Source organism: Streptomyces sp. NPDC059788, from assembly GCF_042732265.1.
Taxonomy (GTDB): domain Bacteria; phylum Actinomycetota; class Actinomycetes; order Streptomycetales; family Streptomycetaceae; genus Streptomyces.
In genome coordinates this window covers 270,677-293,005 of sequence record NZ_JBHWHY010000003.1, presented here as the reverse complement: position 1 = coordinate 293,005, position 22,329 = coordinate 270,677, and the positions used below count along the sequence as shown (strand labels likewise).

Genomic DNA, 22,329 nt, shown 5'->3' with positions numbered 1-22,329 from the left:
CTTTCGCGGGAGGTTGTGCGATGCGCGGTGACCTGGACGAGCCCGACACCGCCGACCCCCGCGCCGACCTGGAGTACGGCACCGTCCCGCGCCTGGTGCGCGCCGCCGCCGCGCGGTACGGCCCGGCCGAAGCGGTCGCCGAGGGCCGCAACCGCCTGACCTACGCGCAACTGGGGGAGCGGGTCGAACGCGCCGCGGCGGCGTGCCTCGCCGCCGGCGTCCGGCCCGGCGACCGGGTGGCCGTCTGGGCACCCAACACCGCCGACTGGATCACCGCCGCACTCGGCGCGGTGACGGCGGGCGCCGTCCTCGTCCCCGTCAACACCCGCTTCAAAGGCGCCGAAGCGGCCTACGTGCTGCGCCGCACCCGCGCCCGCCTGCTCTTCGTCACCGGCACCTTCCTCGGCACCTCGTACGTGGCCTCCCTGCGCCGCGCGGCCCGCGACGGCGACGGGCGCGGCCCGCTCCCCGGCCTGCCGCACCTGGAACACGCCGTCGTCCTCTCCGACGACGCCCCCGCCGGCTTCCACACCTGGAAGGACTTCCTGGCCGCGGGTGAAGCGGTGCCCACGGCGGCGGTGCGCGCGCGGGCCGACTCGGTACGGCCCGAGGATCCCTCCGACATCATCTTCACCTCCGGCACCACAGGCCACCCCAAAGGCGCTGTGATCACCCACGCCCAGACGCTGCGCGCCTACGCCGTCTGGAGCGCACTCGCCGGACTGGCACCCGGCGACCGCTACCTGATCGTCAACCCGTTCTTCCACACCTTCGGCTACAAAGCCGGCATCATCGCCTGCCTGCTGCGCGGCGCCACGATGATCCCGCAGCCGGTCTTCGGCGTCCCCACGGCCCTCGCCCACATCTCCGCCGAGCGCGTCACCGTCCTGCCCGGCCCGCCCACCCTCCACCAGCAACTCCTCGACCACCCCGACCGGGCCCGGCACGACCTCCGCTCCCTGCGCCTGGTCGTCACCGGCGCCGCCGTCGTACCACTGCGACTCGTCGAACGCCTCCGCACCGAACTGGGCGTCGCCACCGTCCTGACCGCCTACGGCCTCTCGGAGAGCTCCGGCATCGTCACGATGTGCCGCCGCGACGACCTGCCCGCGACCGTCGCCGCCACGTCCGGACGCGCCATACCCGGCACCCGGACCCGGATCGTCGACCCCGAGGGCCGACCGGTCCCGCCCGGCACGCCGGGCGAGATCCAGGTCCACGGCTACCACGTCATGTCCGGCTACTACGAAGACCAGCAGGCCACCGCGGAAGCCATGACCCCCGACGGATGGCTGCGCACCGGCGACGTCGGCACCCTGGACGCCGACGGCAACCTGCGTATCACCGACCGCATCAAGGACATGTTCATCTGCGGCGGCTTCAACGCCTACCCCGCCGAAATAGAGCACCTGCTCACCCGCCACCCCGACGTGTCCGAGGTCGCCGTCGTCGGAATCCCCGACCACCGCCTCGGCGAGGTCGCCAAGGCCTACGCGGTCCGCCGTCCGCGGTCCGCCCTCACGGCGGAAGAACTGATCGCCTGGGCACGGCGGGAAATGGCCAACTACAAGGTCCCCAGGGAAGTCGCCTTCGTAGCGGCACTCCCACGCAATGCGAGCGGCAAGGTGGTGAAGGGCGACTTGCGGCGCGGCACGGTCCCACCCGGCTAGCGCCCCCTCAATTCCCCGGCTCGCGAGGGCGGAGCACCGCCGCGCCCAGCCGCCCCCCCCGTTATTACCGGCGCGTTAGCCGGGTGTTAGGCACGCCCGGCACCTTTGTGTACGTACCACCGAGCGGGCCGGTCTCCCGGCCGCCACACCGCCGTACCCGTCCTTGGGGGACCACATGTCCAGCATCTCCGCCACCGCCTTCCGCCGGGGCCGCCGTATCGCCGCCGCCTCGATCGTCGCGGCCGCGGCGCTGTCGCTCACCGCGTGCAACGCCCCGGGCGCGGACAAGGCGAGCCCGGCCCAGAGCCCCGCGAGCGAAGCCCCCGCGGGCAGCCCGCCCGCCTCCGGCTCCTCCGGCTCCTCCGGCTCCTCCGGAGGCGACGCGGGTGCCTCGCAGGGGGCGGGCGCGTCCACCACCGGGGGCGGCGGCCAGGGCCACTCGGGAAGCGGCACGTCGGGCGGCCAGGGCCACCACTCGGGCAGCGGCACCGGGTCCGGAAGCGGCACGGGCACGAACACCGGCCACAAGGCCGCCGTCACCCTGAACGGCACGCTGAAGTATCTCGCCCCGGGCAAGTACACCGTGGCCCCCGAAGCCGGCATGGAGCGCGCGTTCTTCGTCGCCACGGACACCGAGATCCTCGGCGCCACGACCATCTGCGGCGGCCCCGACGGCCGCGTCACCATCGACAGCGCGAGCTACGGCACCACCCGCTGCACCACGGACGACCTCGAAAAGGCGTCCAAGCAGAACACGGTCAAGATCCGCGTCAGCATCAACAAGGGCGTCGCGACGAAGGTCGCTGAGCACTACCACCCGTAACGACGTGGGCGGGGGCTGCGCGGGTTGCCTGGGTGGGGGTGCGCGTTGTGCGCTGTCGGTTCGGTGGGTGGGGGGCTCGGGCCCACGCAGGGGTCACTCCTCGACACCGTGCACGTCATCGGTGACGTAGTTGTGAACCCAGATACCCGGCTGCTCTGCGGGGAGACCCCTGCGTGGACCCGAGCCCCGCGCCGTGGGCGACTATCCGTACATCGTGGCTGGGAACACACAGCCCTGCGCGGAGCGCAGGGGTTGGGCTCGCCGCGCGGAGCGTGGCGGGGAGGTTGCGATGGCCCGGGCCGCGCATTAGCTCGCCGGGCGGTACGCGTGGACGCCGCCACCAGGGCCGCGAGCATCACCACCAGGTCAGGCGCACCCGGGGCTGTCTGTCATCCCCCCCACCGGCCGGGACGCGCCAAACCGGCCGGAGGGGGTGCGTAGGGGGCCATCCCCGCAGAGCAGCCGGGTATCTGGGTTCACGACTGACCTCCCCGTCGCCGTGCACGGTGTCGAGGAGTTGGCCCCCTACGCACCCCCGCCCCCCGCACAACGCAACGCGCCCCCGGCCACCACAACCCCGCGCGCAAAGCGCGCACCGCGCACCGCGCACCGCGCAACAGGCCGACGCCCCCGGCCACCACAACCCCGCGCGCAAAGCGCGCACCGCGCCTAGGCCCCCCCAAAGCGCAACCGCAGCACCCCCTTGAGAACCTTGTTCAGCGGCCCACCCCGCGGCAGCTCAGCCACAATCTCCAGCTGCTCCGGCAGCTTCTGCGGCATGACCCCGGCCCGGCGCAGATGACCGACCAGCGCATCCAGCGTCAGGTCACCCGCCGCCTCCGCGAGGCTCACCACCGCGCACACGCGCTCCCCCCGCTCCCGGTCCGGCAACCCGATCACCGCGACGTCGCAGACGTCACCGTGCTCGCGGATCAGGGCCTCGATCTCCGACGCGGAGATGTTCTCCCCCTTCCGGATGATGATGTCCTTCAGCCGCCCCGTGAGCACCAGGTGCCCATCGCCCCGCAGCAGCCCCAGGTCACCGGTACGGAAGAACCCGTCCGCGTCGAACGCCCCGGCCGTCGCCGCCGCATCCGTGTAGCCGTGACACACCATCGGCCCGCGCACCGTGACCTCGCCCGGCTCGCCGGGCCCCGCCTCGCCCCCGTCCGCGCGGACGATCCGCACGTGGGCCCCGGTGACCGGCTTCCCCACGGTGTGCGCCAGCTGCTCGGCGCTGTCGTACGGCGTGCCCATCGCGATCATCGGGCACTCCGTCATCCCGTACCCGTGCACCACCGCGCACTCCAGCTCGCGACGGGCCGCGAAGCAGAGGTCCGGCGGGAGGGGCGCCCCGCCTCCGGACAGCAGCCGCAGGGTGGGGATGAGCTTGCCCGCCCCGGGCCCGGCGGCTGACCGGCGCCGGGACTCGTCGAGGAACGCCTGGTAGAAGGCGGTGCTCCCGCCGGCCATGGTCACCCCGTGCCGCCGGTAGGCCTCGACCGCCGACGCCGGGTCGAACACGTCGAGCACCACCGCGGGGAACCCGCTGAGCAGCATCGCGACGACGTAGTCCGGCCCGGCGATGTGCGCGTACGGGAACGCGATGGAGCCGGTGTCCGCGGCCGTCATGCCCAGCGCGGTGGCCAGGCCGATGCCGCCCGCGAGGAGCGAGCCGTCGGTGTGCTCGACGCCTTTGGGGTCGGCGGTGGTGCCGGAGGTGTAGTAGATCCATGTCGGTGTGCTGCCGGGCCGTACGAACTCCGGCAGCGCACCGGGCACGGCACACGGCAGCCCGTCGCCGGCAGCCGGGCCGGTGACGGGGTGACCGGCGACGGACAGCACGTGCACACCGCCACCCGCCACCCTCCGCACCATGGCCGCGTAGTCATGGCCGCGCCACACGCCGGGCACGATCGCGTACTCGGCCGCCGACTCCCGCAGCGCGAAGCCGACTTCGCGTTCCCGGTGCAGGTGGAGTACGGGGATCTGGACGGCTCCGAGCCGGGCCAGCGCGAGTGACACGGAGATGGTGTGGGGCCGGGTGGGCAGCTGCCACAGGACGCGGGTGCCGCGGCCGATTCCCCGTGTCCGGAAGCCGGCCGCCAGCCGTAGTGCCTGGTCCCGCACTTCGCCGAAGGTGATGGTCCGGCCCGAGCCGTCGGCGGTTTCGTCGTGGAACATCGGTGCCCGCGGGGACAGTCCCGCCCGGTATTCCATGAGTTCCCAGAGCGAGCGCACACGATCGGATTCGAACACGTCGCGCCTCCTACGGGTGAGGGGTAGCGACGTTAGCAGCTGATATGACGACTCGTCAGATAGTGCGGCGGTGCGGAACAACGGGGGCCGCGGGGGCGTTGGGGGCTGGTGTCCGTACCCGTATGCACGCCGAAGGAGACGTCCATGCCGCTGACCACGGAGGAACGCGAGCGCTTCCTGGCCGAGCCGCACATCGCAGCGCTGTCGGTGGATTCGGGCGAGGCCGGCCGCGCCCCGCTCACGGTGCCCGTCTGGTACGCGTACGAGCCGGGCGGCGAGCTGTGGATCACGACCGAGCGCGATTCCCGCAAGGCCCGGCTGATCGCGGCGGCGGGGCGGTTCACGATGATGGTGGACCGGGTCTCGCCGACGGTCCGCTATGTGTCGGTCGAGGGCGAGGTGGTCTCGACCGAACCGGCGACGGAAGAAGAGCTGCGCGCGATGGCCGGGCGCTACCTCGCCGCGGAGGCGTTGGCCACGTACTTGGCGGAAGTGGAGCCGTCGTTCGGGCCGCAGGTGACCATCCGGATGCGTCCGCGCCGCTGGCTGTCGTCGGACATGGGGTCGTTCGAGTAGCCGCCGCGCGGCGCCTGCGCGGCGCGCGACGCCGAAGGGGGCCGGCCTCACCCGGTCCGGCCCCCGGTGTACGTGCTCCGGCCCGGAACCGGGCCGCCGGGTCACGGCCGGTTGGTGTCCAGGGCCACGAATCCTCCGCCGGTCTCCGGCCGGTTGGTGTCCGGCGCCACCGAGCGGTTGCCGGGAGCCGGGCGGTTGGTGTCCAGCGTCACGGCCCCCTCGGAGGGACCGGGCCGGTTGGTGTCGGGCGCCACGGAGAGTCCGGCGGTTATCGGCCGGTTGGTGTCCAGGGTGACGGCACCGGTGGGGCTGCTGGGAATGTGGCTGTCGGCCAGGGCGGGGGCGGCCGCGGCGCCCGCGACGGCGGTGGCGAGGGCGAGCGTGACGAGGGTGCGCTTGATACAGCTCATTCCAACTCCTCTATGGGGGAATCCCTGTTGTGAGTGACGCTAGCTTCTGGTGAGGCGTGTGTTCGATCCCCCCGGCTGGAAAAAGCCATAAAAATGGGGAGAATTCGCATGGCTATGGGTATGCCGCGGGGACCGGCTTCGATGGCTCCCCCCTCGGTGCCATCGAAACCGGCCCCCGCGATCCCCCGGATCCCCCCGGATCCCCCGATCCCCGGATTCAGCGGCTCCCCCGGATCCCCCGATCCCCCGAACCGCCGAGCCCGCAGTGGGCCTTGTGTGTTGTTCCGCCGTACGGGCGGGCCGTCGAATCCCCCGTGGCCCGCCCGTACGGGCGTCGCGCTACTTCGGGTCGGCGATGGGCCGGTTGCTGTCGCCCATCACGACCACGCCGCCATCCCCGTTCGGTGCGGTCCGGCCGTCCTCGGTGATCAGCGTGCCGTCGGTGATCGGACGGTTGCTGTCGAGAGGCGTGATGGGCCGGTTGCTGTCCGCGGGCTTGATGGGCCGGTTGCTGTCCATGGGCTGGATCGGCCGGTTGCTGTCCATCGGCTGGATCGGCCGATTGCTGTCCATGGGCTGAATGGGCCGATTACTGTCCATCGGCTGAATCGGCCGGTTGCTGTCCATCGGCTGGATGGGACGGTTGCTGTCCAGCGGTTTGACGATGTCCCTGTCGTCGTCCTTTCGAGCCTGATTCTGAGAGCTCACGGTGATCAACTCCGTTGTGTGGGCGCATTCGGTCCACCCGGCCGGCAACTCCCCCGTGGGTCGCCGGACGGGTGGACCATGGCCTGACACCTTTACGGTGGGGCCTGGTCACCGAGCCGCTTGCCCCCCGAGGCGGCGGATCGGTTAGTTAGAGAGTGGCCCCTCGCGATGAACGATCGATAAACGCCTGAAGCCCGTGGTCCGGACGGCTTTTACGCCACCGCGACAGGGACGATGAGATTGCGTACCTCTCCGTCCACAGGCAGGCCCATCTGCTCGTGAATGGTCGTGACTTCCTGCCAGCAGACCTTCGCACGGCCGGTGTGCCCGATCTGGTTCAGGGCGTGTCCGAGCGTCGTCAGTGCGCTGGCCCGCCAGCGGCCGCCGCCGATTCCCCGCAGGGCGGACAGCGCCTGCTCGGCGTAGTTGGCCGCGCCGGCCGGGCGGCGGGCCGCCAGGTCGACCTCGGCGAGCCGGAGGTAGGTCATGCCCTCCCAGAACCGCTGCCGGCTGTCGCGGAAGATGGCGAGCGCCTCGGTCAGCTGCGCGGTGGCCTCGTCGAGTCTGTTGGCGAGCGTCAGCGCCATGCCGAGCGCGTACATGCCGTTGCCGAGGCGGCGGGAGGCACCGGCCTCCCGGTAGCAGGCGGTGCCCTGTTCGGCGAGGCGGACGGCGCTCTCGACGCGCCCGGTGTCGAGGTGCAGCCGTGAGAGGTTGCACAGCGCGCTGGCCTCGGACTGCTTGTTGTTGTTCTCGCGGAAGGCGAGCAGGGCCTGGGCGAGGTAGCCCTCCGCCTCCTCGTGGCGGTGCTGGATGCTGGCGATGATGCCGCGGTCGTTGGGGCCCTGGGAGGCGGAGAAGGAGTCCTCGGCGGCGAGCCCCAGCAGGGTGGCCAGCTTCGCGTGCTCGTCGGCCTCGTTGAGCCGCCCGGACTGGGTGTAGATGGGGGACAGCGCCCAGTGGGCGCGGCCCTCCGCGTGCTGGTCGCCGGCCCGGCGCGCGGCGGCCAGCAGGGTGAGGTTGGCCTGCTCGTACTGCCGGTTGTTGGCGCCGGACTCGGCCATGTCGCGGGTCAGCAGCAGCAGGTCGACGGCGCGCCGCAGCACCTTCTCGCCGGTGTTCTGCAATGCGCAGGCGATCAGGCAGCGGGTCTCGCTGAACAGCCAGCTCAGGGCCTCGGAGCGGTCGGTGAAGATCAGGCCCGGGTAGTTCGGGGTCTCCGTGTGGTCGGCCAGCCGGTCGCCGGGGCGCTCCAGCGCGTACATGTGGGCGGCGGTGGACAGGTAGAAGTCCAGCAGCCGGGACAGGGCCGCCTCGCGCTCCTCCGGGGGCTGCTCGTCGCGCTCCGCGCAGGAGCGCGCGTACAGGCGCACCAGGTCGTGGAAGCGGTAGCGGCCGGGGGCCGCGGACTCCAGCAGGGAGGTGTCCACGAGCGATTCGAGGAGGCCTTCGGCGTCGTCGGGGTCCATGTCGAGGAGCGCCGCGGCGGCGGCGAGCGAGATGTCGGGCCCGTCGGCCAGCCCGAGGAGGCGGAAGGCGCGGGCCTGCCGCGGTTCGAGCTGCTTGTAGCCGAGTTCGAAGGTGGAGTTCACGGCGAGGTCGCCGGCGCGCAGCTCGTCCAGCCTGCGGCGTTCGTCGGCGAGCTTGCGGGCGAGTACGGACACGGTCCACGTACGGCGGGCCGCGAGCCGGGACGCGGCGATACGGATGGCCAGCGGCAGGAAGCCGCAGGCGCCGACCACGTCCATGGACGCCTCGCGCTCGGCGTTCACGCGCTCCTCGCCCACGATGAGCGTGAAGAGGGTGAACGCTTCCTCAGGGCTCATCACGTCCAGGTCGACCAGGTGCGCGCCGGCCAGGTCTATCATCCGGACCCGGCTGGTGATCAGCGCCGCGCAGCCGTCCGTGCCGGGCAGCAGCGGGCGCACCTGGGCTGCGTCCCGGGCGTTGTCGAGCAGGGCGAGGACGCGGCGGCCGGCGAGGGCCGAGCGGTAGAGGGCGGCCCGTTCTTCGATGCCGTCGGGGATGGCGGAGCCCGGTGTGCCCAGCGCGCGCAGGAACGCGCCCAGCACCGCTTCCGGGTCGGACGGGCAGTGCCCGGCGCCCTGAAGGTCCACGTACAGCTGGCCGTCCGGGAAGTGTGTGTGGGCGGCGTGCGCGACGTGGACGGCGAGGGTGGTCTTGCCGACGCCGCCGATGCCGGTGAGCGCCGATACGGCCATCACCCGGCCCTCGGCGGTGGCGAGCTGCTCGCTCAGCTCGGTGACGAAGGCGGCGCGGCCGGTGAAATCGGCGACCGTGGCCGGAAGTTGCTGTGGCCGGATGAAGACGGGCTCGCCCGGGTCCTGCGCGTCGGGCGGCATGGTGGGCGCGTCCAGCTCCGTGTCGGCGCGCAGGATGCGCTGCTGGAGGTCGGAGAGCGACGCGCAGGGGTCCACCCCGAGCTCGTCGGCGAGCAGACGGCGCGTATCGGCGTATACGGCGAGTGCCTCGGCCTGGCGGCCGCTGCGGTACAGCGCCAGCATGAGGAGTTCTCGCAGCCGCTCGCGCATGGGGTGCGCGGCGGTCAGCGCGGTCAGCTCCGAGACGGCCTCGCCGTGGCAGCCCAGCTCCAGGTCCAGTTCCAGGCGCGTCTCCATGAGGGACAGGCGCCACTCCTCCAGGCGGGTGCGCTGGTTCTCCGCGTACGGCCCGGCGAGGTTGGCCAGCGGCTCGCCGTCCCACAGCGCGAGCGCGGAGTCCAGGAGGTCGCGTGCGCGGCAGCGGTCGCCGGACGCCTTGGCCTTCTCGGCGTCCGCCGCGTACTGCTCGGCGTGGTCCATGTCCAGGTCGAGCGGGTGGTTGTCGACCGGCCGCAGCGCGTAGCCGCCGGACTCGCTGACCAGGGTGTCCGCGTCCGCGCCCAGTGCTTTGCGGATGCGGGAGGCGTAGGTGCGCAGCGCCGCGAGGGCGGCGTGCGGTGGTTCGTCGCCCCAGAGGGCGTCGACGAGTTCGGATGCGGTGGCGGTGCGTCCGCCCCGCAGGAGAAGGGCGGCCAGCAGCGCACGCTGCTGCGGGGAGCCGGCCGCCAGTGGCGTCGCGCCGCGCCAGGCCCGTACGGGACCGAGCACGGTGAAGCGGAGCCGCTCCTGGCCCTGCCCCGGACCGTCGTCCATGGTGTCCCCCTGCCCTGTGCACTTCGTTCGCATCGGCCAGTCTGCCTTGTCGTAGCCCCTTACGTCAGTAGGGGTCCAGTCTCAGCACGGTCTCTCCACGCCTGGTGTTCGGGCTGGTGTTCGGCTGTGCGGCGGGTGGGGACCCGGGCCGGCCGCGGGTGCGGATTCCCGTGCGGATGCGCGTGCAGCTGCCCGTGCGCGGTCCGCGCGCGGGCGCGGCCCCGAGCGTCGCTGCTCAGCCGCCTGTACGGCCGTTCGGCGCCCGGTCCGTACCCGGAACCGTGTCGTCTGCATGCAGTCCCCCGCGCCCCATCGTTGCTGACGGGTCGTCAGATCGGCGCTACGGTAAAAAACATGGAGAGTTTTCCGAAGATAATCTCGGTGGACGACCACACGGTGGAGCCCCCCCATGTCTGGCGGGACCGCCTCCCCTCGAAATATCACGACATCGGCCCGCGAATCGTCCGGGCACCCCTGAAGGAGATGACCTTCGTCGGCGGCAGGTTCGCGCCGAAGATGGGCCGCCCCGGGGACGACGGCCCGCTCGCTGACTGGTGGGTCTACGAGGACCTGCACCGCCCGCTGACCCGGCTCGACACCGCCGTCGGCTACGCCCGCGACGACATCAGACTCGAAGGAATCACCTACGAGCAGATGCGCCCCGGCTCCTTCAGCGTCCCCGAGCGGCTGGCCGACATGGACGTCAACCACGTCCAGTCCGCCCTGTGTTTCCCCACCTTCCCGCGCTTTTGCGGCCAGACCTTCACCGAGGCCAAGGACCGCGAACTGGGGCTGCTGGGCGTGCGCGCGTACAACGACTGGATGGTGGAGGAGTGGTGCGGACCGGCGGCGGGCGGACGCCTCATACCGCTCGCCCTCGTCCCGTTGTGGGACGCGGAGCTGGCCGCCGGGGAGGTGCGCCGGAACGCCGGGCGGGGCGTGCGGGCGGTCTGCTTCAGCGAGATTCCGCCACATCTGGGCCTGCCCAGCATCCACACCGGCGACTGGGACCCCTTCCTGCGCGCCTGTGAGGAGACCGGCACGGTCATCGCCATGCACATCGGCTCCTCCAGCAGGATGCCGTCCACGTCCGCCGACGCGCCGCCCGCGGTCGGCTCCACGATCACCTTCGCCAACTGCTGCTTCTCGATGGTCGACTGGCTGATGAGCGGCGCGTTCGACCGCTTCCCCGGCCTGAAGATCATGTACGCGGAGGGGCAGATCGGCTGGATTCCGTACATCCTGGAACGCGCGGACGTCGTCTGGGAGGAGAACCGCGGCTGGGGCGGCGTCGCCGACAAGGTCCTGCGGCCGCCGTCCGAACTCTTCGCGGAGCATGTGTACGGCTGCTTCTTCGACGACGCCTTCGGCCTGCGCAACCTGGACGCGATCGGCGTCGGCAACGTCCTGTACGAGACCGACTACCCGCACTCGGACTCCACCTGGCCGCGGTCGAAAGAGGTCGGCGAGGCCCAGATGGGACACCTGGCGCCCGACGTCGTCGAACGGATCGTCCGCGGCAACGCCATCGAGGTGCTGGGGCTGACCCCCGACGGGCTCTGGGCGGGCGCGTCGTGACCGGCGGGACGCCGTGACCGGCGCGCGCCCGGCGAAGTGACGGATTTCCGCGCCGCGGGACCCGCGCCCCCGTCACGATGGGACGGGCGGCCGGGACCGGGCCGCCCGCGCGGACCGCGCCCGCCGCGGCGCCGTCCGCGGCAGGCAGGGCCGTCCGCGGCCGGCGGGGCCAGGAGGTGGCGCACATGACGACGTTCGTGCTGGTGTCGGGCGGCTACACCGGAGGGTGGATCTGGCGGGAGGTGGCGGACCACCTGCGCGCGGCCGGACACCGGGCGGAGCCGGTGACGCTCACCGGCATGGGGGACCGCCGTCACCTGTCGGGGCCCGGCACCGACCTGAACACCCACATCGAGGACGTGGTGCAGGTCCTGGACCACATCGGCGCGGGGGAGCCCGGCGAGGCGGGGGAGACGGTGCTCGTCGCCCACTGCTACGGCAGCTATCCCGCGCTGGGCGCCGCGGACCGCGAACCGGGACGCCTGGCCCGCCTGGTGTACGTGGACGCGGGCCTGCCGGCCGACGGCGTGTCCGTCCTGGACGCGCTGCCCGACCAGGCCGTACGGGACCGGCTGCGGCGCCGCGCCCAGGAGCACGGCGACGGCTGGCGGCTGCCGCCACCGGCGTTCGAGGAGACGGACATCTGGGGCAGTCTGGACGGCATCACGCCGGAGGGCCGCGAGCGGCTGGCCCGCTTCGCCGCGCCCCAGCCCCTGCCCACCCTCACCCAGCCGGTCCGGCTGTCCGGCGCCACGGCCGCACTGCGCGCCACGGGCATCTTCTGCACCAAGAACGTCACCAGCACCGCGGCCCTCCGCGCCCTGGTGGACTCCGGCGATCCGCGCTTCGCGGCGCTCGCCGACCCCCGGTACGGCTTCTTCGACCTCGACACCGGGCACTGGCCCATGCTGTCCTGCCCCGGCGAGCTGGCCGACCTGCTGCTGCGGGCGGCGGCGGACGAGGGGGAGCGGCTCGGCGCACCCGCCTGAGGTGCGCGGACCGCCGCGACACCCGGCCCGGGGCGCCGTCGGTCCGCCGCCGGCACCCCGGCATGATGAGGGCATGAGGACACGACCCGTACTCGTCTACGACGGGGACTGCGGCTTCTGCACCACCTCCGTGCGGTTCGCCGAACGCCGCATCCGCCCCCGCTGCACCGTCACGGCCTGGCAGTTCGCCGACCTGGAGGCGCTCGGCGTCACCCAGGAGCGGGCCGAGCACGAGGTCCTGTGGGTCACCCCGGCCGGGGCGGTGTACGGCGGGGCGCAGGCGGTCGCCAAGCTGCTGATGAGCGCGCGGGGCGCCTGGGGCGTGCCCGGCGCGCTGCTGACCCTGCCGCCGTTCCGGCAGCTCGCGCACGCCGTGTACCGGCTGGTCGCCGACAACCGGCACCGGATGCCGGGAGGCACGGCGGCCTGCTCGCTGCCGTCCCACCTCAGGCCCTGAAGCCCGCCCGTGCGGCCCCCGGCCTCCGGGCGCCGCACGGGCCCGCCCCTCTTGCCTGATGCCCCGTCAGGCCACACCATGACCCCAGCCGTCGACGACGGGCCGTCGGCCGAGCGCGCGGGGGTGGACGCGGACGTGGACAGCGGTACGGGAAGCGGCACACAAGACGGCACGCGCAGCGGCAGACGCGGCGACGGCGCCGGTGACGGGGTGCGGGTGCTGCCCGAAGGGCGGCTGTCCTACGGCATCCAGCTCCCGGTGCAGTCGCAGAGCACCCTCTACGCGGAACCCTGGGAGGCGGCGGCCGGCCCCGCCGACCTCGTCGGGATCGCCCGCGCCGCCGACCGCCACGGCTTCGCGTACCTCGCCTGCTGCGAGCACGTCGCCGTCCCGCGCCGCCTCGCCGCCGCCATGAGCACGGTCTGGTACGACCCCGTCGCCACCCTCGCCTACCTGGCGGCGGCCACCACCCGCGTACGGCTGCTCAGCCACATCGCCCTGATCGGCCTCAGACATCCGCTGATCAGCGCGAAGCAGTACGCGACGCTGGACCACCTCTCCGGCGGACGGCTGATCCTCGGGGTCGGCGCCGGGCACGTACGGGAGGAGTTCGACGCCCTCGGAGTGGACTTCACGCGGCGCGGCGCCCTGCTGGACGAGGCCGTGGACGCGCTGAAGGCGGCCCTGGGGCCGGAGGAGTTCCCCATCTTTCAGGGGAAACGATTCGCCTTCGAGGGGCTGGGGCAGTCCCCGCGCCCCGTGCAGACGCCGCGCCCGCCGGTCTGGGTGGGCGGCTCGTCACCCGCCGCCGTACGCAGGGCCGCCGTACGGGGCGACGGCTGGCTGCCGCAGGGCGACCGCAGGGACCAGCTCCCGGCGCAGCTCGCGAAGCTGCGGCGGCTGCGGGAGGAGGCCGGAATCCGTACGCCCGCCGAGGCCGGGGCCATCACCGAGCCGCTGTACGTCGGCGAGCCCGCGTGGGAGGTCGGGCGGCGCACGCTCGCCGGGCCGCCCGACCGGCTGGCGGACTCCCTGCGCGAGTACAAGGCGATGGGCGTACAACAGATCCAGGTCCGGTTCCGCAGCCGGAGCAGGTCCGAACTGACCGACCAGATGGCGGCGTTCGCCGAAGGCGTGGCCCCGCACCTCGACAGCTGAGACACGGGGCCCGGCCCCGGAAGGGACCGGTGCGGCATGGGAAAGCTGGACGGCCGGGTCGTCGTCATCACGGGCGCCGCGCGCGGCCAGGGGGAACAGGAAGCGCGGCTCTTCGCCGCCGAGGGCGCACGGGTCGTGCTGGGCGATGTGCTGGACGGCCCGGGGGAGGCCCTCGCCGAGGAGCTGGGCGCCGGGCGCGCCCGGTACGTACACCTGGACGTGGGCCGGGAGGCGGACTGGGCGGCGGCCGTGCGGGCCGCCGGGGAGGCGTTCGGCACGGTCGACGGCCTGGTCAACAACGCCGGGATTCTGCGCTTCAACGAGCTGGCCGCCACCCCGCTCGCCGAGTTCCAGCAGGTGGTGCAGGTCAACCAGGTGGGCACGTTCCTCGGGATGAAGGCCGTGATCCCGCAGCTGACGGCGGCCGGCGGCGGCACGATCGTGAACACCGCCTCGTACGCCGCGCTGTCCGGCATGGCGTACCTGACGGCCTACGCCGCGACGAAGGCCGCGGTGGTCGGCATGACGCGGGTGGCGGCGATGGAGCTGGCCGGGCGGGGCATCCGGGTCAACGCGATGTGCCCGGGGGCCATCGACACGCCGATGACCAGGCCGGAGCGGGGTCCGGCGGACACGGTGGGCGCCCCGGACCCGGACACCTCGGGCTCCTCCGACATCTCCGCGCTGGACCTGGACGCCTTCTACGCCAAGGTCAGGTCGTCCCCCTCGGCCGGATCGGGCGGCCGGAGGAGGTGGCCCGGCTGGCGCTGTTCCTGTCCTGCGAGGATTCCTCGTACATCACCGGGCAGCCGTTCGTCATCGACGGCGGCTGGCTGTCCGGCATCAGCCTGTACTGAGGGCCGTACGCCGTCCCCGGCCCGGTATCTGATGGGCCGTCAGGTATTGACGGCCCACAGGGCCGGTGCCAGAGTCGTCGCAACCTGACGCACCGTCAGGCTGGGGCGCCGGGCAGCGGTGCCAGGGCGGACGAGGGACGGTGAACCCCCTTGGAATTCGGGCTGTTCGTACAGGGTTATGTGCCCGCCGCACGGGCGGAGGTCGACCCCGAGGCGGAGCACCACGCACTGATGGAGGAGACCGAGTACGTCATCCAGGCCGACCGGTCCGGGTTCAAGTACGCGTGGGCCTCCGAGCACCACTTCCTGGAGGAGTACTCCCACCTGTCGGCCAACGACGTCTACCTGGGCTACCTCGCCCACGCCACCGAGCGCATCCACCTCGGCTCCGGCATCTTCAACCCGCTCGCCCCGGTCAACCACCCCGTCAAGGTCGCCGAGAAGGCGGCCATGCTCGACCACCTCTCCGGCGGCCGCTTCGAGTTCGGCACCGGGCGCGGCGCGGGCAGCCACGAGATCCTCGGGTTCATGCCGGGTGTGACCGACATGAACCACACCAAGGAGCTGTGGGAAGAGACCATCGCCGAGTTCCCGAAGATGTGGCTCCAGGACGAGTACGAGGGCTTCCGGGGCAAACACTGGCAGCTGCCGCCGCGCAAGGTGCTGCCCAAGCCGTACGGGGCCGCGCACCCGCCGATGTGGTACGCGGCCGGTTCGCCGTCCTCGTACGCGATGGCCGGGAAGAAGGGCCTGGGCGTACTGGGCTTCAGCGTGCAGAAGGTCGCCGACATGGAATGGGTCGTCGAGTCGTACAAGACGGCCGTCAAGGAGGCCGAGCCGGTCGGCGCCTACGTCAACGACAACGTCATGGTGACCTCTACCGCCATCTGCGCCGAGACCCACCAGAAGGCCGTCGAGATCGCGGTCGGCGGTGGGCTGAACTACCTCCAGTCGCTGCTGTTCCGCTACCACGACACCTTCCCGCGCCCCGAGGGCATCCCCGAGTGGCCCGAGCTGCTGCCCGAGTACACCGAGGAGATCATCGAGCTGCTGATCGCCGAGGAGCTGATGATCTGCGGCGACCCCGACGAGGTCTTCCGCCAGTGCAAGCGCTGGGAACAGGCCGGCGCCGACCAGCTCTCCTTCGGACTGCCGATCGGCGTCTCCCCCGAGGACACCCTCACCACGATCCGGCTGATCGGCGAACACGTGATCCCGAAGATCGACACGGACCCGGTCCACCGGACGGCCCGCTTCCGGCAGGGCGCCGCCTGAAGAGCCCGCCCCCGAGCGAAAGGGACTGCCCCGGGATGCTCGACCACCTGATCAAGGGCGCCACCGTCGTCGACGGCACCGGCGCCCCCGCGTACGAGGCCGATCTCGCCGTCCACCAGGGCCGTATCGCCGCCGTCGGCCGGATCACCGACCCCGCCCGGACCACCGAGGACGCCCACGGACTCGTCCTCGCCCCCGGCTTCGTCGACCCGCACACCCACTACGACGCCCAGCTCTTCTGGGACCCCTGCGCCACCCCCTCCATGCACCACGGCGTCACCACCGTCGCGGGCGGCAACTGCGGCTTCACCCTCGCCCCGCTCAACCCGGAGCGCCCCGCCGACGCCGACTACACCCGCCGCATGATGAGCCGGGTCGAGGGCATGTCGCTGGCCGCGCTGGAACAGGGCGCGCCGTGGAACTGGTCCACCTTCGGCGAGTACCTGGACGCCCTGGACGGCCGCACCGCCGTCAACGCGGGTTTCATGGTCGGCCACTGCGCGCTGCGCCGCCACGTCATGGGCCCGGACGCCATCGGCGGACAGCCCACCGAGGACCAGCTCGACGCCATGCTGCGGCTGTTCCACGACGCGATGGACGCGGGGGCCTGGGGCCTGTCCACCACCCAGTCCTCGACGCATGCCGACGGCGACGGCGAACCGGTCGCCTCCCGGCACGCCCGCCCCGCCGAACTGCTCGCCCTCTCCCGCGCCGTCGCCGACCACGAGGGCACCCAGCTGGAGGCGATCGTCGCCGGCTGCCTCGACCAGTTCGCGGACGAGGAGATCGACCTGCTCGTCGGCATGTCGGCCGCCGCCGGACGCCCCCTGAACTGGAACGTGCTGACCATCGACAGCGCCGTACCGGAGCGCGTGCCCCGGCAGCTGGAGGCGAGCGAACGCGCCCGCGGGGCAGGCGGCCGCATCGTCGCCCTCACCATGCCGATCCTCACCCCCATGAACATGTCGCTGCGCACCTTCTGCGCCCTCAACCTCATCCCCGGCTGGGGCGACATCCTCGCCCTGCCCGTACCGGAGCGCATCGCCCGGCTGCGCGACCCGGCCGTACGCGAGGAGATGCTGCGGCGCGCGGCGAGCAAGGAGGCGGGCGTCTTCCGGCGGCTGGCGGACTTCGGCCGGTACGTCATCGGCGACACCTACTCCGCCGCGAACGCCGGACTGTCCGGCCGGGTGGTCGGCGACATCGCCGCCGAACGGGGCCTGGACCCCTTCCACTGCCTGGTGGAGGTCTGCGCCGAGGACGAGCTGCGCACCGTCCTGTGGCCGATGCCGACCGACAACGACCCGGCCAGCTGGGAGCTGCGGCAGCGCACCTGGCAGCACGAGGACGTCATGCTGGGCGGCTCCGACGCGGGTGCCCACCTGGACCGGATGTGCGGCGCCCCGTACACGACCCGTTTCCTCGGCGACTGCCTGCGCGGCCGGAAGCTGGTGGGTCTGGAGGAGGCCGTACGGATGCTGACCGGCGACCCGGCCCGGCTGTTCGGGCTGCGCGACCGCGGCCGGATCGCGGTCGGCCACCACGCCGACCTGGTGCTCTTCGACCCGGAGCGGATCGACGCGGGCCCCGCCACCCTCGTGCACGACCTGCCGGGGGACAGCCCGCGGCTGGACTCGCGGGCGGCCGGGATCGTGAGCGTACGGGTCAACGGCGTCGAGACGGTCCGGGACGGCGCGGTGACCGGGGCGGTGCCGGGGACGGTGCTGCGGTCGGGGCGGGACACCGAGACGGTGCGAACGCGGTGACCGCGTCTTCCGGTCTGCCCTCGCCCCGTCCCGAGCGGCTGCTGATCGGCGGCGAGTGGACCGCGCCCGGCCATGGGCACTACGAGGTGATCGACCCGGCCACCGAGGAGACCGTCGGGCTGGCGGCGGAGGCCGGGCGCGACCAGGTGTACGAGGCGGCCCGCGCGGCGCGCGAAGCGTTCGGGCCCTGGTCGCGCACGGCGCCCGAGACCCGCGCGCGGGTGCTGGACCGCGCCGCCGAGACCCTGGCGCGCAACCTCGGCCCGTACGCCCGGCTGGCCCGCGCGGAGACCGGCGCGACGGCGGGCACGGCGCGCGCCATGCAGGTGGGTGTCGCCGTCGCCCGCCTCAAGCGGTACGCGCGCGGGGCGCTGGAGCCCGTGGAAACGCCCCTCCCGCCCCAGGTCAACGAGGCCGGCCCGTTCGGGAAGGCGGCCGTCCTCGGCGCGCTCGCGGTCCGCCGCCCCGTCGGCGTGGTCACGTGCATCACCTCCTACAACAACCCCTGGGCCAACCCGGCGGGCAAGGTCGCCCCCGCCCTGGCCATGGGCAACACGGTCGTGATCAAGCCCGCCCCGCAGGACCCGCTCTCCGTCCACCGCCTGGCCGAGGCGCTCCAAGAGGCCCTGGACGAGGCCGGGGCGCCGCCGGGTGTGGTGAACCTCGTGACCGGCCGGGACCCGGCCGTCGGCGAGTCCGCGGTCGACGCCCCGGACGTGGACATGGTCAGCTTCACCGGCTCCACGGCCGTCGGGCAGCGCATCGCCGAGGTGTGCGGGCGCGGTATGAAACGCCAGCTGATGGAGCTGGGCGGCAAGGGCGCCGCGCTGGTCTTCGACGACGCCGACCTGGACGCCGCCGTCGCCGGCATCGGCACCACGTACTCTTTCTACAGCGGGCAGATCTGTACGGCACCGACGCGTGTGCTCGCCCAGCGCGGCATCCACGACCGGCTGGTGGAGAAGCTGGCCGGGTACGCGGCGCGCCTGAAGGTGGGCGATCCGGGCGAGCCGGGCACGGTCGTCGGCCCGGTGATCTCCGCCGCCCACCGCGACCGCGTCGAGTCGTACCTCGAACTGGGCCGCGAGGAAGGCGCCCGCCTGGTCACCGGCGGCGACCGCCCGCCCCTGCCCCGCGGCTTCTACGTGGCCCCCGCCCTCTTCACCGACTGCGCCCCCGCCATGCGCGTCGTACGGGAGGAGATCTTCGGCCCGGTGGTCGTCGTCCTGCCCTTCGACGACGAGGAGGAGGCCGTCGCGCTCGCCGGGGACACCGACTACGGCCTGCTGGACTACGTCTGGTCCGGCGACGTGGCGCGCGCCTTCCGGGTGGCGGGGCGGCTGCGGGCGGGCGGTGTCGGCGTCAACACGGTCGGCCGGAACATGGAGGCGCCGTTCGGCGGCTTCAAGCGGAGCGGGGTGGGGCGCGATGTCGGCTCGTACGCGCTGCACGCGTACAGCGAGGTACAGGCGCTGGTGTGGCCGGGATGAGGGCCGGGGGAGAACGGGCGGGAAAATTTTGAAACGGGACGAAACGGGCGGGGGTGCGGTTCCCGCAGTCCGGAACTCGACGGTGCGGCCTTCAAGTTACCGCTCGTAACGGGCCGGACGCCTTGTAAATATCGATCGGCAACCGCTTCATACCTCCCGAAGCGAGGGAAATGGCGCCACTCGGGGGTGGATCTTCGGCCCTGCGATGCGGAAACAGCAGCCCTTAACGTCCTGTTCATGGTTCAGGTAGACCCCCGGCTCCCGGCCGGAGACACGGTAACGAGGGCCGGTGGCACGGCCGATGGCCGTTCGGGTGGCGGCGCCGCCGGCACCGATGCCGCCGCCGGCACCGGCGAGACCCGCGGCAAGGGCCTGAGCGGCAACTCCGTCGGCCTGCTCGGCAGCGCCGTCATCGGCGTCTCGACCGTCGCCCCCGTCTACTGTCTGACCTCGACGCTCGGCCCCACCGTCGGCGAGGTCGGCCTCCAGACGCCGGCCGTCTTCCTCGCGGGCTTCCTGCCGATGCTGCTGGTCGCCTTCGCCTACCGCGAGCTGAACAGGGCCGTGCCCGACTGCGGTACGTCCTTCACGTGGTCGGTGAAGGCCTTCGGCCCCCGTGTCGGCTGGATGTGCGGCTGGGGCCTGGTGATCGCCACGATCATCGTCCTCTCCAACCTCGCCGGCGTCGCGACCTCGTTCTGCTACCTCCTGCTCGGCGAACTGACCGGCAGCGACGCCATCGCCGCGCTGGACGGCAACAAGGTCGCCCACGTCCTGACGTGCCTGGTCTTCATCGCCCTCGCCACGGCCGTCAGCTACCGCGGCATGACCGCCACCAAAGGCGTCCAGTACGCCTTGGTCGGCCTCCAACTGGGCGTCCTCGCCCTCTTCACAGCCATGGCCTTCGTCAAGGCCGGCACCGGCGACCTCCCCGGTTCCCTCCACTTTTCGACGAGCTGGCTGAACCCGTTCTCCGTCCAGTCCTTCTCCGCCTTCACCGCGGGCCTGTCCCTCTCCATCTTCATGTTCTGGGGCTGGGACGCGTGCCTGACCGTCAACGAGGAGACCGCCGGCAGCGCCAAGACCCCCGGTCGCGCCGCACTCCTCGCCATGGTCGTCCTCATCGGCTCGTACCTGCTGACCGCGGTCGCCGCCCAGATGTACTCCGGCGTCGGCACCGAAGGCCCCGGCCTGGGCAACCCCGACACCGCCGACAACGTCTTCGCGGCCCTCGCCACCCCCGTCATGGGTCCGGTCCTCGGCATACTCCTCTTCGTCGCGGTCCTCGCCTCCGCCGCGGCGAGCCTCCAGACCACCTTCATCCCGGTGGCCCGCACGGTCCTGGCGATGAGCGCGTACGAGGCCCTGCCGCCGTCCTTCGCCCGCATCCACCCGCGCTTTCGCTCACCGGGCCGCGCCACCGTCGCGGCGGGCATCGCCACCGGCGTCTTCTACGCCGCGATGTCCTTCCTCTCGCAGCACGTCCTCGTCGACACCATCTACGCCCTCGGCCTCATGATCTGCTTCTACTACGCGATCACGGCCTTCGCCTGCGCCTGGTACTTCCGCCGCGAACTGCGGCACTCCGCACGCGACATGCTCTTCAAAGGCGTCTTCCCGCTCCTCGGCGGCGTGCTCCTCACCGCCGTCTTCACCAAGACCCTCACCGACATGTGGAACCCGGCCTACGGCTCCGGCAGCTCCGTCTTCGGCATCGGCTCGGTCTTCGTCATCGGCGTCGGCCTGCTCCTGCTCGGCTTCGTCCTCATGCTGGTCATGCGGCGGCGCAGCCCGGCCTTCTTCCGGGGCGAGGTACTGACGCGGGCCACGCCGGTGATGGTGGTGGAGGAGTAGGGGCGGGGTCGGGCTACGGGTTACGGGTGTCCGTCGGCCGCCGCGTACAGCGCGCGGATCAGGCGGCCGTTCTCCGGGCCGGGGCCCTTGGGGAACGGGAAGCGTCGGCGGGTGTAGCCGTAGGCCAGGCCGTTGCGCGGATCGGCGAACGACTGCTGGCCGCCCGCGCCGCTGTGCCCGAACGCGCCCTGGCCCAGCACCGGATACACCTCGGACGTGGCGTGGAAGCCGAGTCCGAACGCCTTGTGCTCGCGGGTGACCAGGTCGTGGCCGACGGAGTGGACCTGTGCGAACTCGGCAGCGGTGTCCGCCCTCAGCAGCGGCGCGAGGCCGTCCACCGGGCCGGTCGCCGCCGCGTACATGCGGGCCATCCCGCGCGCCGAGGCCACACCGCCGAACGAGGCCGGCCCGGCGGCCCGGACCGCCCGGAGGTTCGGCAGCTCCCACAGCTCCGGGTTCCGCGGGTGGTTGCGGTTGTACGCGATGCCGGGCAGGGAGTCCGGGCCGGTCGCGCCCGCGGCCAGTGCGGCCAGCCGCTCCGGGGTCGGCGTCATCGGCTGCGCGCTCAGGAACCTGGCGTCCTGGCCGTCCGGCAGCCCGAGGTGGAAATCCACCCCGTACGCGTCGCGCACGCGCTCGGCGAAGTGCTCCTGAACGGACCGCCCGGTGGCGCGCCGCACCACCTCGCCGCTCAGCGCCGCGATCACCAGCGCGTGGTAGCCGAACGCGCTGCCCGGCCGCCAGTACGGGCGCTGCCCGGCGAGGCGTTCGGCGACGATCCGGTCGTCGGCCATCTCCTCGGGCGTGAACCCGGCGTCCGTACCGACCAGCCCGGCCCGGTGGGCCAGCAGTTCCCGCAGGGTGATGCGCTCCTTGCCCGCCACGCCGAACTCCGGCCAGTAGTGGCAGACCCGCTGATCGAGGTCCAGTACGCCTTCCTGCACGAGCAGGGCGACGACCAGATGCGCGGCCCCCTTGGACGCGGAGTACGCGGCGAGCAGCGAATCGGCGGTGATCTCCGGTCCGGTCCACAGGTCCACGACCCGCTCGCCGTGCCGGTACGCCACCAGCTGTGCGGCGAAGCCGCCGCCCTCCTCGGCCGCGACCGCGGCGAACTCGTCCCGTACCGCCTGGAAACCGTCGGCGACGGAACCCCGGAGGGTGTTGTCGTCCACCATCGTCTTCCTCCCAACGCCGTGCTGTGGTCGTCCGGGAACGCCGGACTCGGTCCGAGCCTAGGCCGTTAGTAACCACTGGTCACTAATGATTTCCCCAAGGTCCCGTCAACCACTCGGTCCGTATAG

At 72.6% G+C, this 22,329-nt stretch carries 16 protein-coding genes and 1 pseudogene; 12 read left to right on the top strand and 5 right to left on the bottom strand.

Features of this window, described 5'->3' with window-relative positions:
* Window positions 1–20: 20 nt before the first annotated feature.
* Both ACFV57_RS04570 and ACFV57_RS04565 read left to right on the top strand, forming a co-directional pair.
* On the top strand, window positions 21–1,670 hold the full coding sequence (locus ACFV57_RS04570; RefSeq protein ID WP_385225596.1) for a FadD3 family acyl-CoA ligase: 1,650 nt from the start codon (window positions 21–23) through the stop codon (window positions 1,668–1,670).
* A gap of 175 nt (window positions 1,671–1,845) precedes the next feature.
* A complete protein-coding gene (locus ACFV57_RS04565) occupies window positions 1,846–2,493 on the top strand; it encodes a hypothetical protein (protein WP_385225594.1) in 648 nt (215 codons plus the stop codon).
* A gap of 669 nt (window positions 2,494–3,162) precedes the next feature.
* On the opposite strand, the gene ACFV57_RS04560 is transcribed toward ACFV57_RS04565, so the two are convergent.
* On the bottom strand, window positions 3,163–4,752 hold the full coding sequence (locus ACFV57_RS04560; protein ID WP_385225592.1) for a class I adenylate-forming enzyme family protein: 1,590 nt from the start codon (window positions 4,750–4,752) through the stop codon (window positions 3,163–3,165).
* 144 nt (window positions 4,753–4,896) lie between these two features.
* Here ACFV57_RS04560 and ACFV57_RS04555 point away from each other — a divergent pair, with 144 nt between their 5' ends.
* The gene (locus ACFV57_RS04555; RefSeq protein ID WP_385225590.1) at window positions 4,897–5,328 is read left to right on the top strand and encodes a pyridoxamine 5'-phosphate oxidase family protein; all 432 of its coding nucleotides are present in this window, start codon (window positions 4,897–4,899) and stop codon (window positions 5,326–5,328) included.
* Between the two features lie 101 nt (window positions 5,329–5,429).
* On the opposite strand, the gene ACFV57_RS04550 is transcribed toward ACFV57_RS04555, so the two are convergent.
* From ACFV57_RS04550 to ACFV57_RS04540, 3 genes are all read right to left on the bottom strand, one after another.
* A complete protein-coding gene (locus tag ACFV57_RS04550) occupies window positions 5,430–5,738 on the bottom strand; it encodes a hypothetical protein (RefSeq protein WP_385225588.1) in 309 nt (102 codons plus the stop codon).
* A 339-nt stretch (window positions 5,739–6,077) separates the two neighbouring features.
* Entirely contained in the window at window positions 6,078–6,446 is a 369-nt protein-coding gene (locus ACFV57_RS04545; RefSeq protein WP_385225586.1) for a laminin G, read from the bottom strand.
* Between the two features lie 212 nt (window positions 6,447–6,658).
* Window positions 6,659–9,601, bottom strand: a complete 2,943-nt coding sequence (locus ACFV57_RS04540) for a BTAD domain-containing putative transcriptional regulator (RefSeq protein ID WP_385225584.1) — start codon at window positions 9,599–9,601, stop codon at window positions 6,659–6,661.
* 354 nt (window positions 9,602–9,955) lie between these two features.
* Between ACFV57_RS04540 and ACFV57_RS04535 the strand changes: the two genes are divergently transcribed.
* The 9 genes and pseudogenes from ACFV57_RS04535 (at window position 9,956) to ACFV57_RS04495 (ending at window position 21,025) form a co-directional block, all read left to right on the top strand.
* Window positions 9,956–11,179 carry an amidohydrolase family protein gene (locus ACFV57_RS04535; RefSeq protein ID WP_385225582.1) on the top strand — a complete coding sequence of 408 codons (1,224 nt, stop codon included), beginning with the start codon at window positions 9,956–9,958 and terminating at the stop codon, window positions 11,177–11,179.
* Window positions 11,180–11,364: 185 nt separating this feature from the next.
* Window positions 11,365–12,168 (top strand): alpha/beta fold hydrolase, encoded by an 804-nt coding sequence (locus ACFV57_RS04530; protein WP_385225580.1) that lies wholly within the window; start codon window positions 11,365–11,367, stop codon window positions 12,166–12,168.
* 73 nt (window positions 12,169–12,241) lie between these two features.
* On the top strand, window positions 12,242–12,625 hold the full coding sequence (locus tag ACFV57_RS04525; RefSeq protein WP_385225578.1) for a thiol-disulfide oxidoreductase DCC family protein: 384 nt from the start codon (window positions 12,242–12,244) through the stop codon (window positions 12,623–12,625).
* A 210-nt stretch (window positions 12,626–12,835) separates the two neighbouring features.
* Window positions 12,836–13,783, top strand: a complete 948-nt coding sequence (locus tag ACFV57_RS04520; RefSeq protein ID WP_385225639.1) for a TIGR03619 family F420-dependent LLM class oxidoreductase — start codon at window positions 12,836–12,838, stop codon at window positions 13,781–13,783.
* Window positions 13,784–13,819: 36 nt separating this feature from the next.
* Window positions 13,820–14,640 (top strand): annotated as a pseudogene (locus ACFV57_RS04515) (SDR family NAD(P)-dependent oxidoreductase).
* Between the two features lie 150 nt (window positions 14,641–14,790).
* The gene (locus ACFV57_RS04510; RefSeq protein ID WP_385225576.1) at window positions 14,791–15,915 is read left to right on the top strand and encodes an LLM class flavin-dependent oxidoreductase; all 1,125 of its coding nucleotides are present in this window, start codon (window positions 14,791–14,793) and stop codon (window positions 15,913–15,915) included.
* A gap of 35 nt (window positions 15,916–15,950) precedes the next feature.
* Entirely contained in the window at window positions 15,951–17,681 is a 1,731-nt protein-coding gene (locus ACFV57_RS04505; RefSeq protein WP_385225574.1) for an amidohydrolase family protein, read from the top strand.
* On the top strand, window positions 17,678–19,171 hold the full coding sequence (locus ACFV57_RS04500; protein ID WP_385225572.1) for an aldehyde dehydrogenase family protein: 1,494 nt from the start codon (window positions 17,678–17,680) through the stop codon (window positions 19,169–19,171). The genes ACFV57_RS04505 and ACFV57_RS04500 overlap by 4 nt, the downstream gene beginning before the upstream one ends.
* Before the next feature lie 237 nt (window positions 19,172–19,408).
* On the top strand, window positions 19,409–21,025 hold the full coding sequence (locus ACFV57_RS04495) for an APC family permease (protein WP_385225570.1): 1,617 nt from the start codon (window positions 19,409–19,411) through the stop codon (window positions 21,023–21,025).
* A 20-nt stretch (window positions 21,026–21,045) separates the two neighbouring features.
* On the opposite strand, the gene ACFV57_RS04490 is transcribed toward ACFV57_RS04495, so the two are convergent.
* On the bottom strand, window positions 21,046–22,203 hold the full coding sequence (locus tag ACFV57_RS04490) for a serine hydrolase domain-containing protein (protein ID WP_385225568.1): 1,158 nt from the start codon (window positions 22,201–22,203) through the stop codon (window positions 21,046–21,048).
* Window positions 22,204–22,329 lie beyond the last annotated feature (126 nt).

Excerpts from the sequence above, each read along its gene's own strand:
- ACFV57_RS04570 (WP_385225596.1), top strand. The coding sequence starts at position 21 with ATGCGCGGTGACCTGGACGAGCCCGACACCGCCGACCCCCGCGCCGAC.
- ACFV57_RS04565 (WP_385225594.1), top strand. The coding sequence starts at position 1,846 with ATGTCCAGCATCTCCGCCACCGCCTTCCGCCGGGGCCGCCGTATCGCC.
- ACFV57_RS04555 (WP_385225590.1), top strand. The coding sequence starts at position 4,897 with ATGCCGCTGACCACGGAGGAACGCGAGCGCTTCCTGGCCGAGCCGCAC.
- ACFV57_RS04550 (WP_385225588.1), bottom strand. The coding sequence starts at position 5,738 with ATGAGCTGTATCAAGCGCACCCTCGTCACGCTCGCCCTCGCCACCGCC.
- ACFV57_RS04540 (WP_385225584.1), bottom strand. The coding sequence starts at position 9,601 with ATGGACGACGGTCCGGGGCAGGGCCAGGAGCGGCTCCGCTTCACCGTG.
- ACFV57_RS04535 (WP_385225582.1), top strand. The coding sequence starts at position 9,956 with ATGGAGAGTTTTCCGAAGATAATCTCGGTGGACGACCACACGGTGGAG.
- ACFV57_RS04530 (WP_385225580.1), top strand. The coding sequence starts at position 11,365 with ATGACGACGTTCGTGCTGGTGTCGGGCGGCTACACCGGAGGGTGGATC.
- ACFV57_RS04525 (WP_385225578.1), top strand. The coding sequence starts at position 12,242 with ATGAGGACACGACCCGTACTCGTCTACGACGGGGACTGCGGCTTCTGC.
- ACFV57_RS04505 (WP_385225574.1), top strand. The coding sequence starts at position 15,951 with ATGCTCGACCACCTGATCAAGGGCGCCACCGTCGTCGACGGCACCGGC.
- ACFV57_RS04495 (WP_385225570.1), top strand. The coding sequence starts at position 19,409 with ATGGTTCAGGTAGACCCCCGGCTCCCGGCCGGAGACACGGTAACGAGG.
- ACFV57_RS04490 (WP_385225568.1), bottom strand. The coding sequence starts at position 22,203 with ATGGTGGACGACAACACCCTCCGGGGTTCCGTCGCCGACGGTTTCCAG.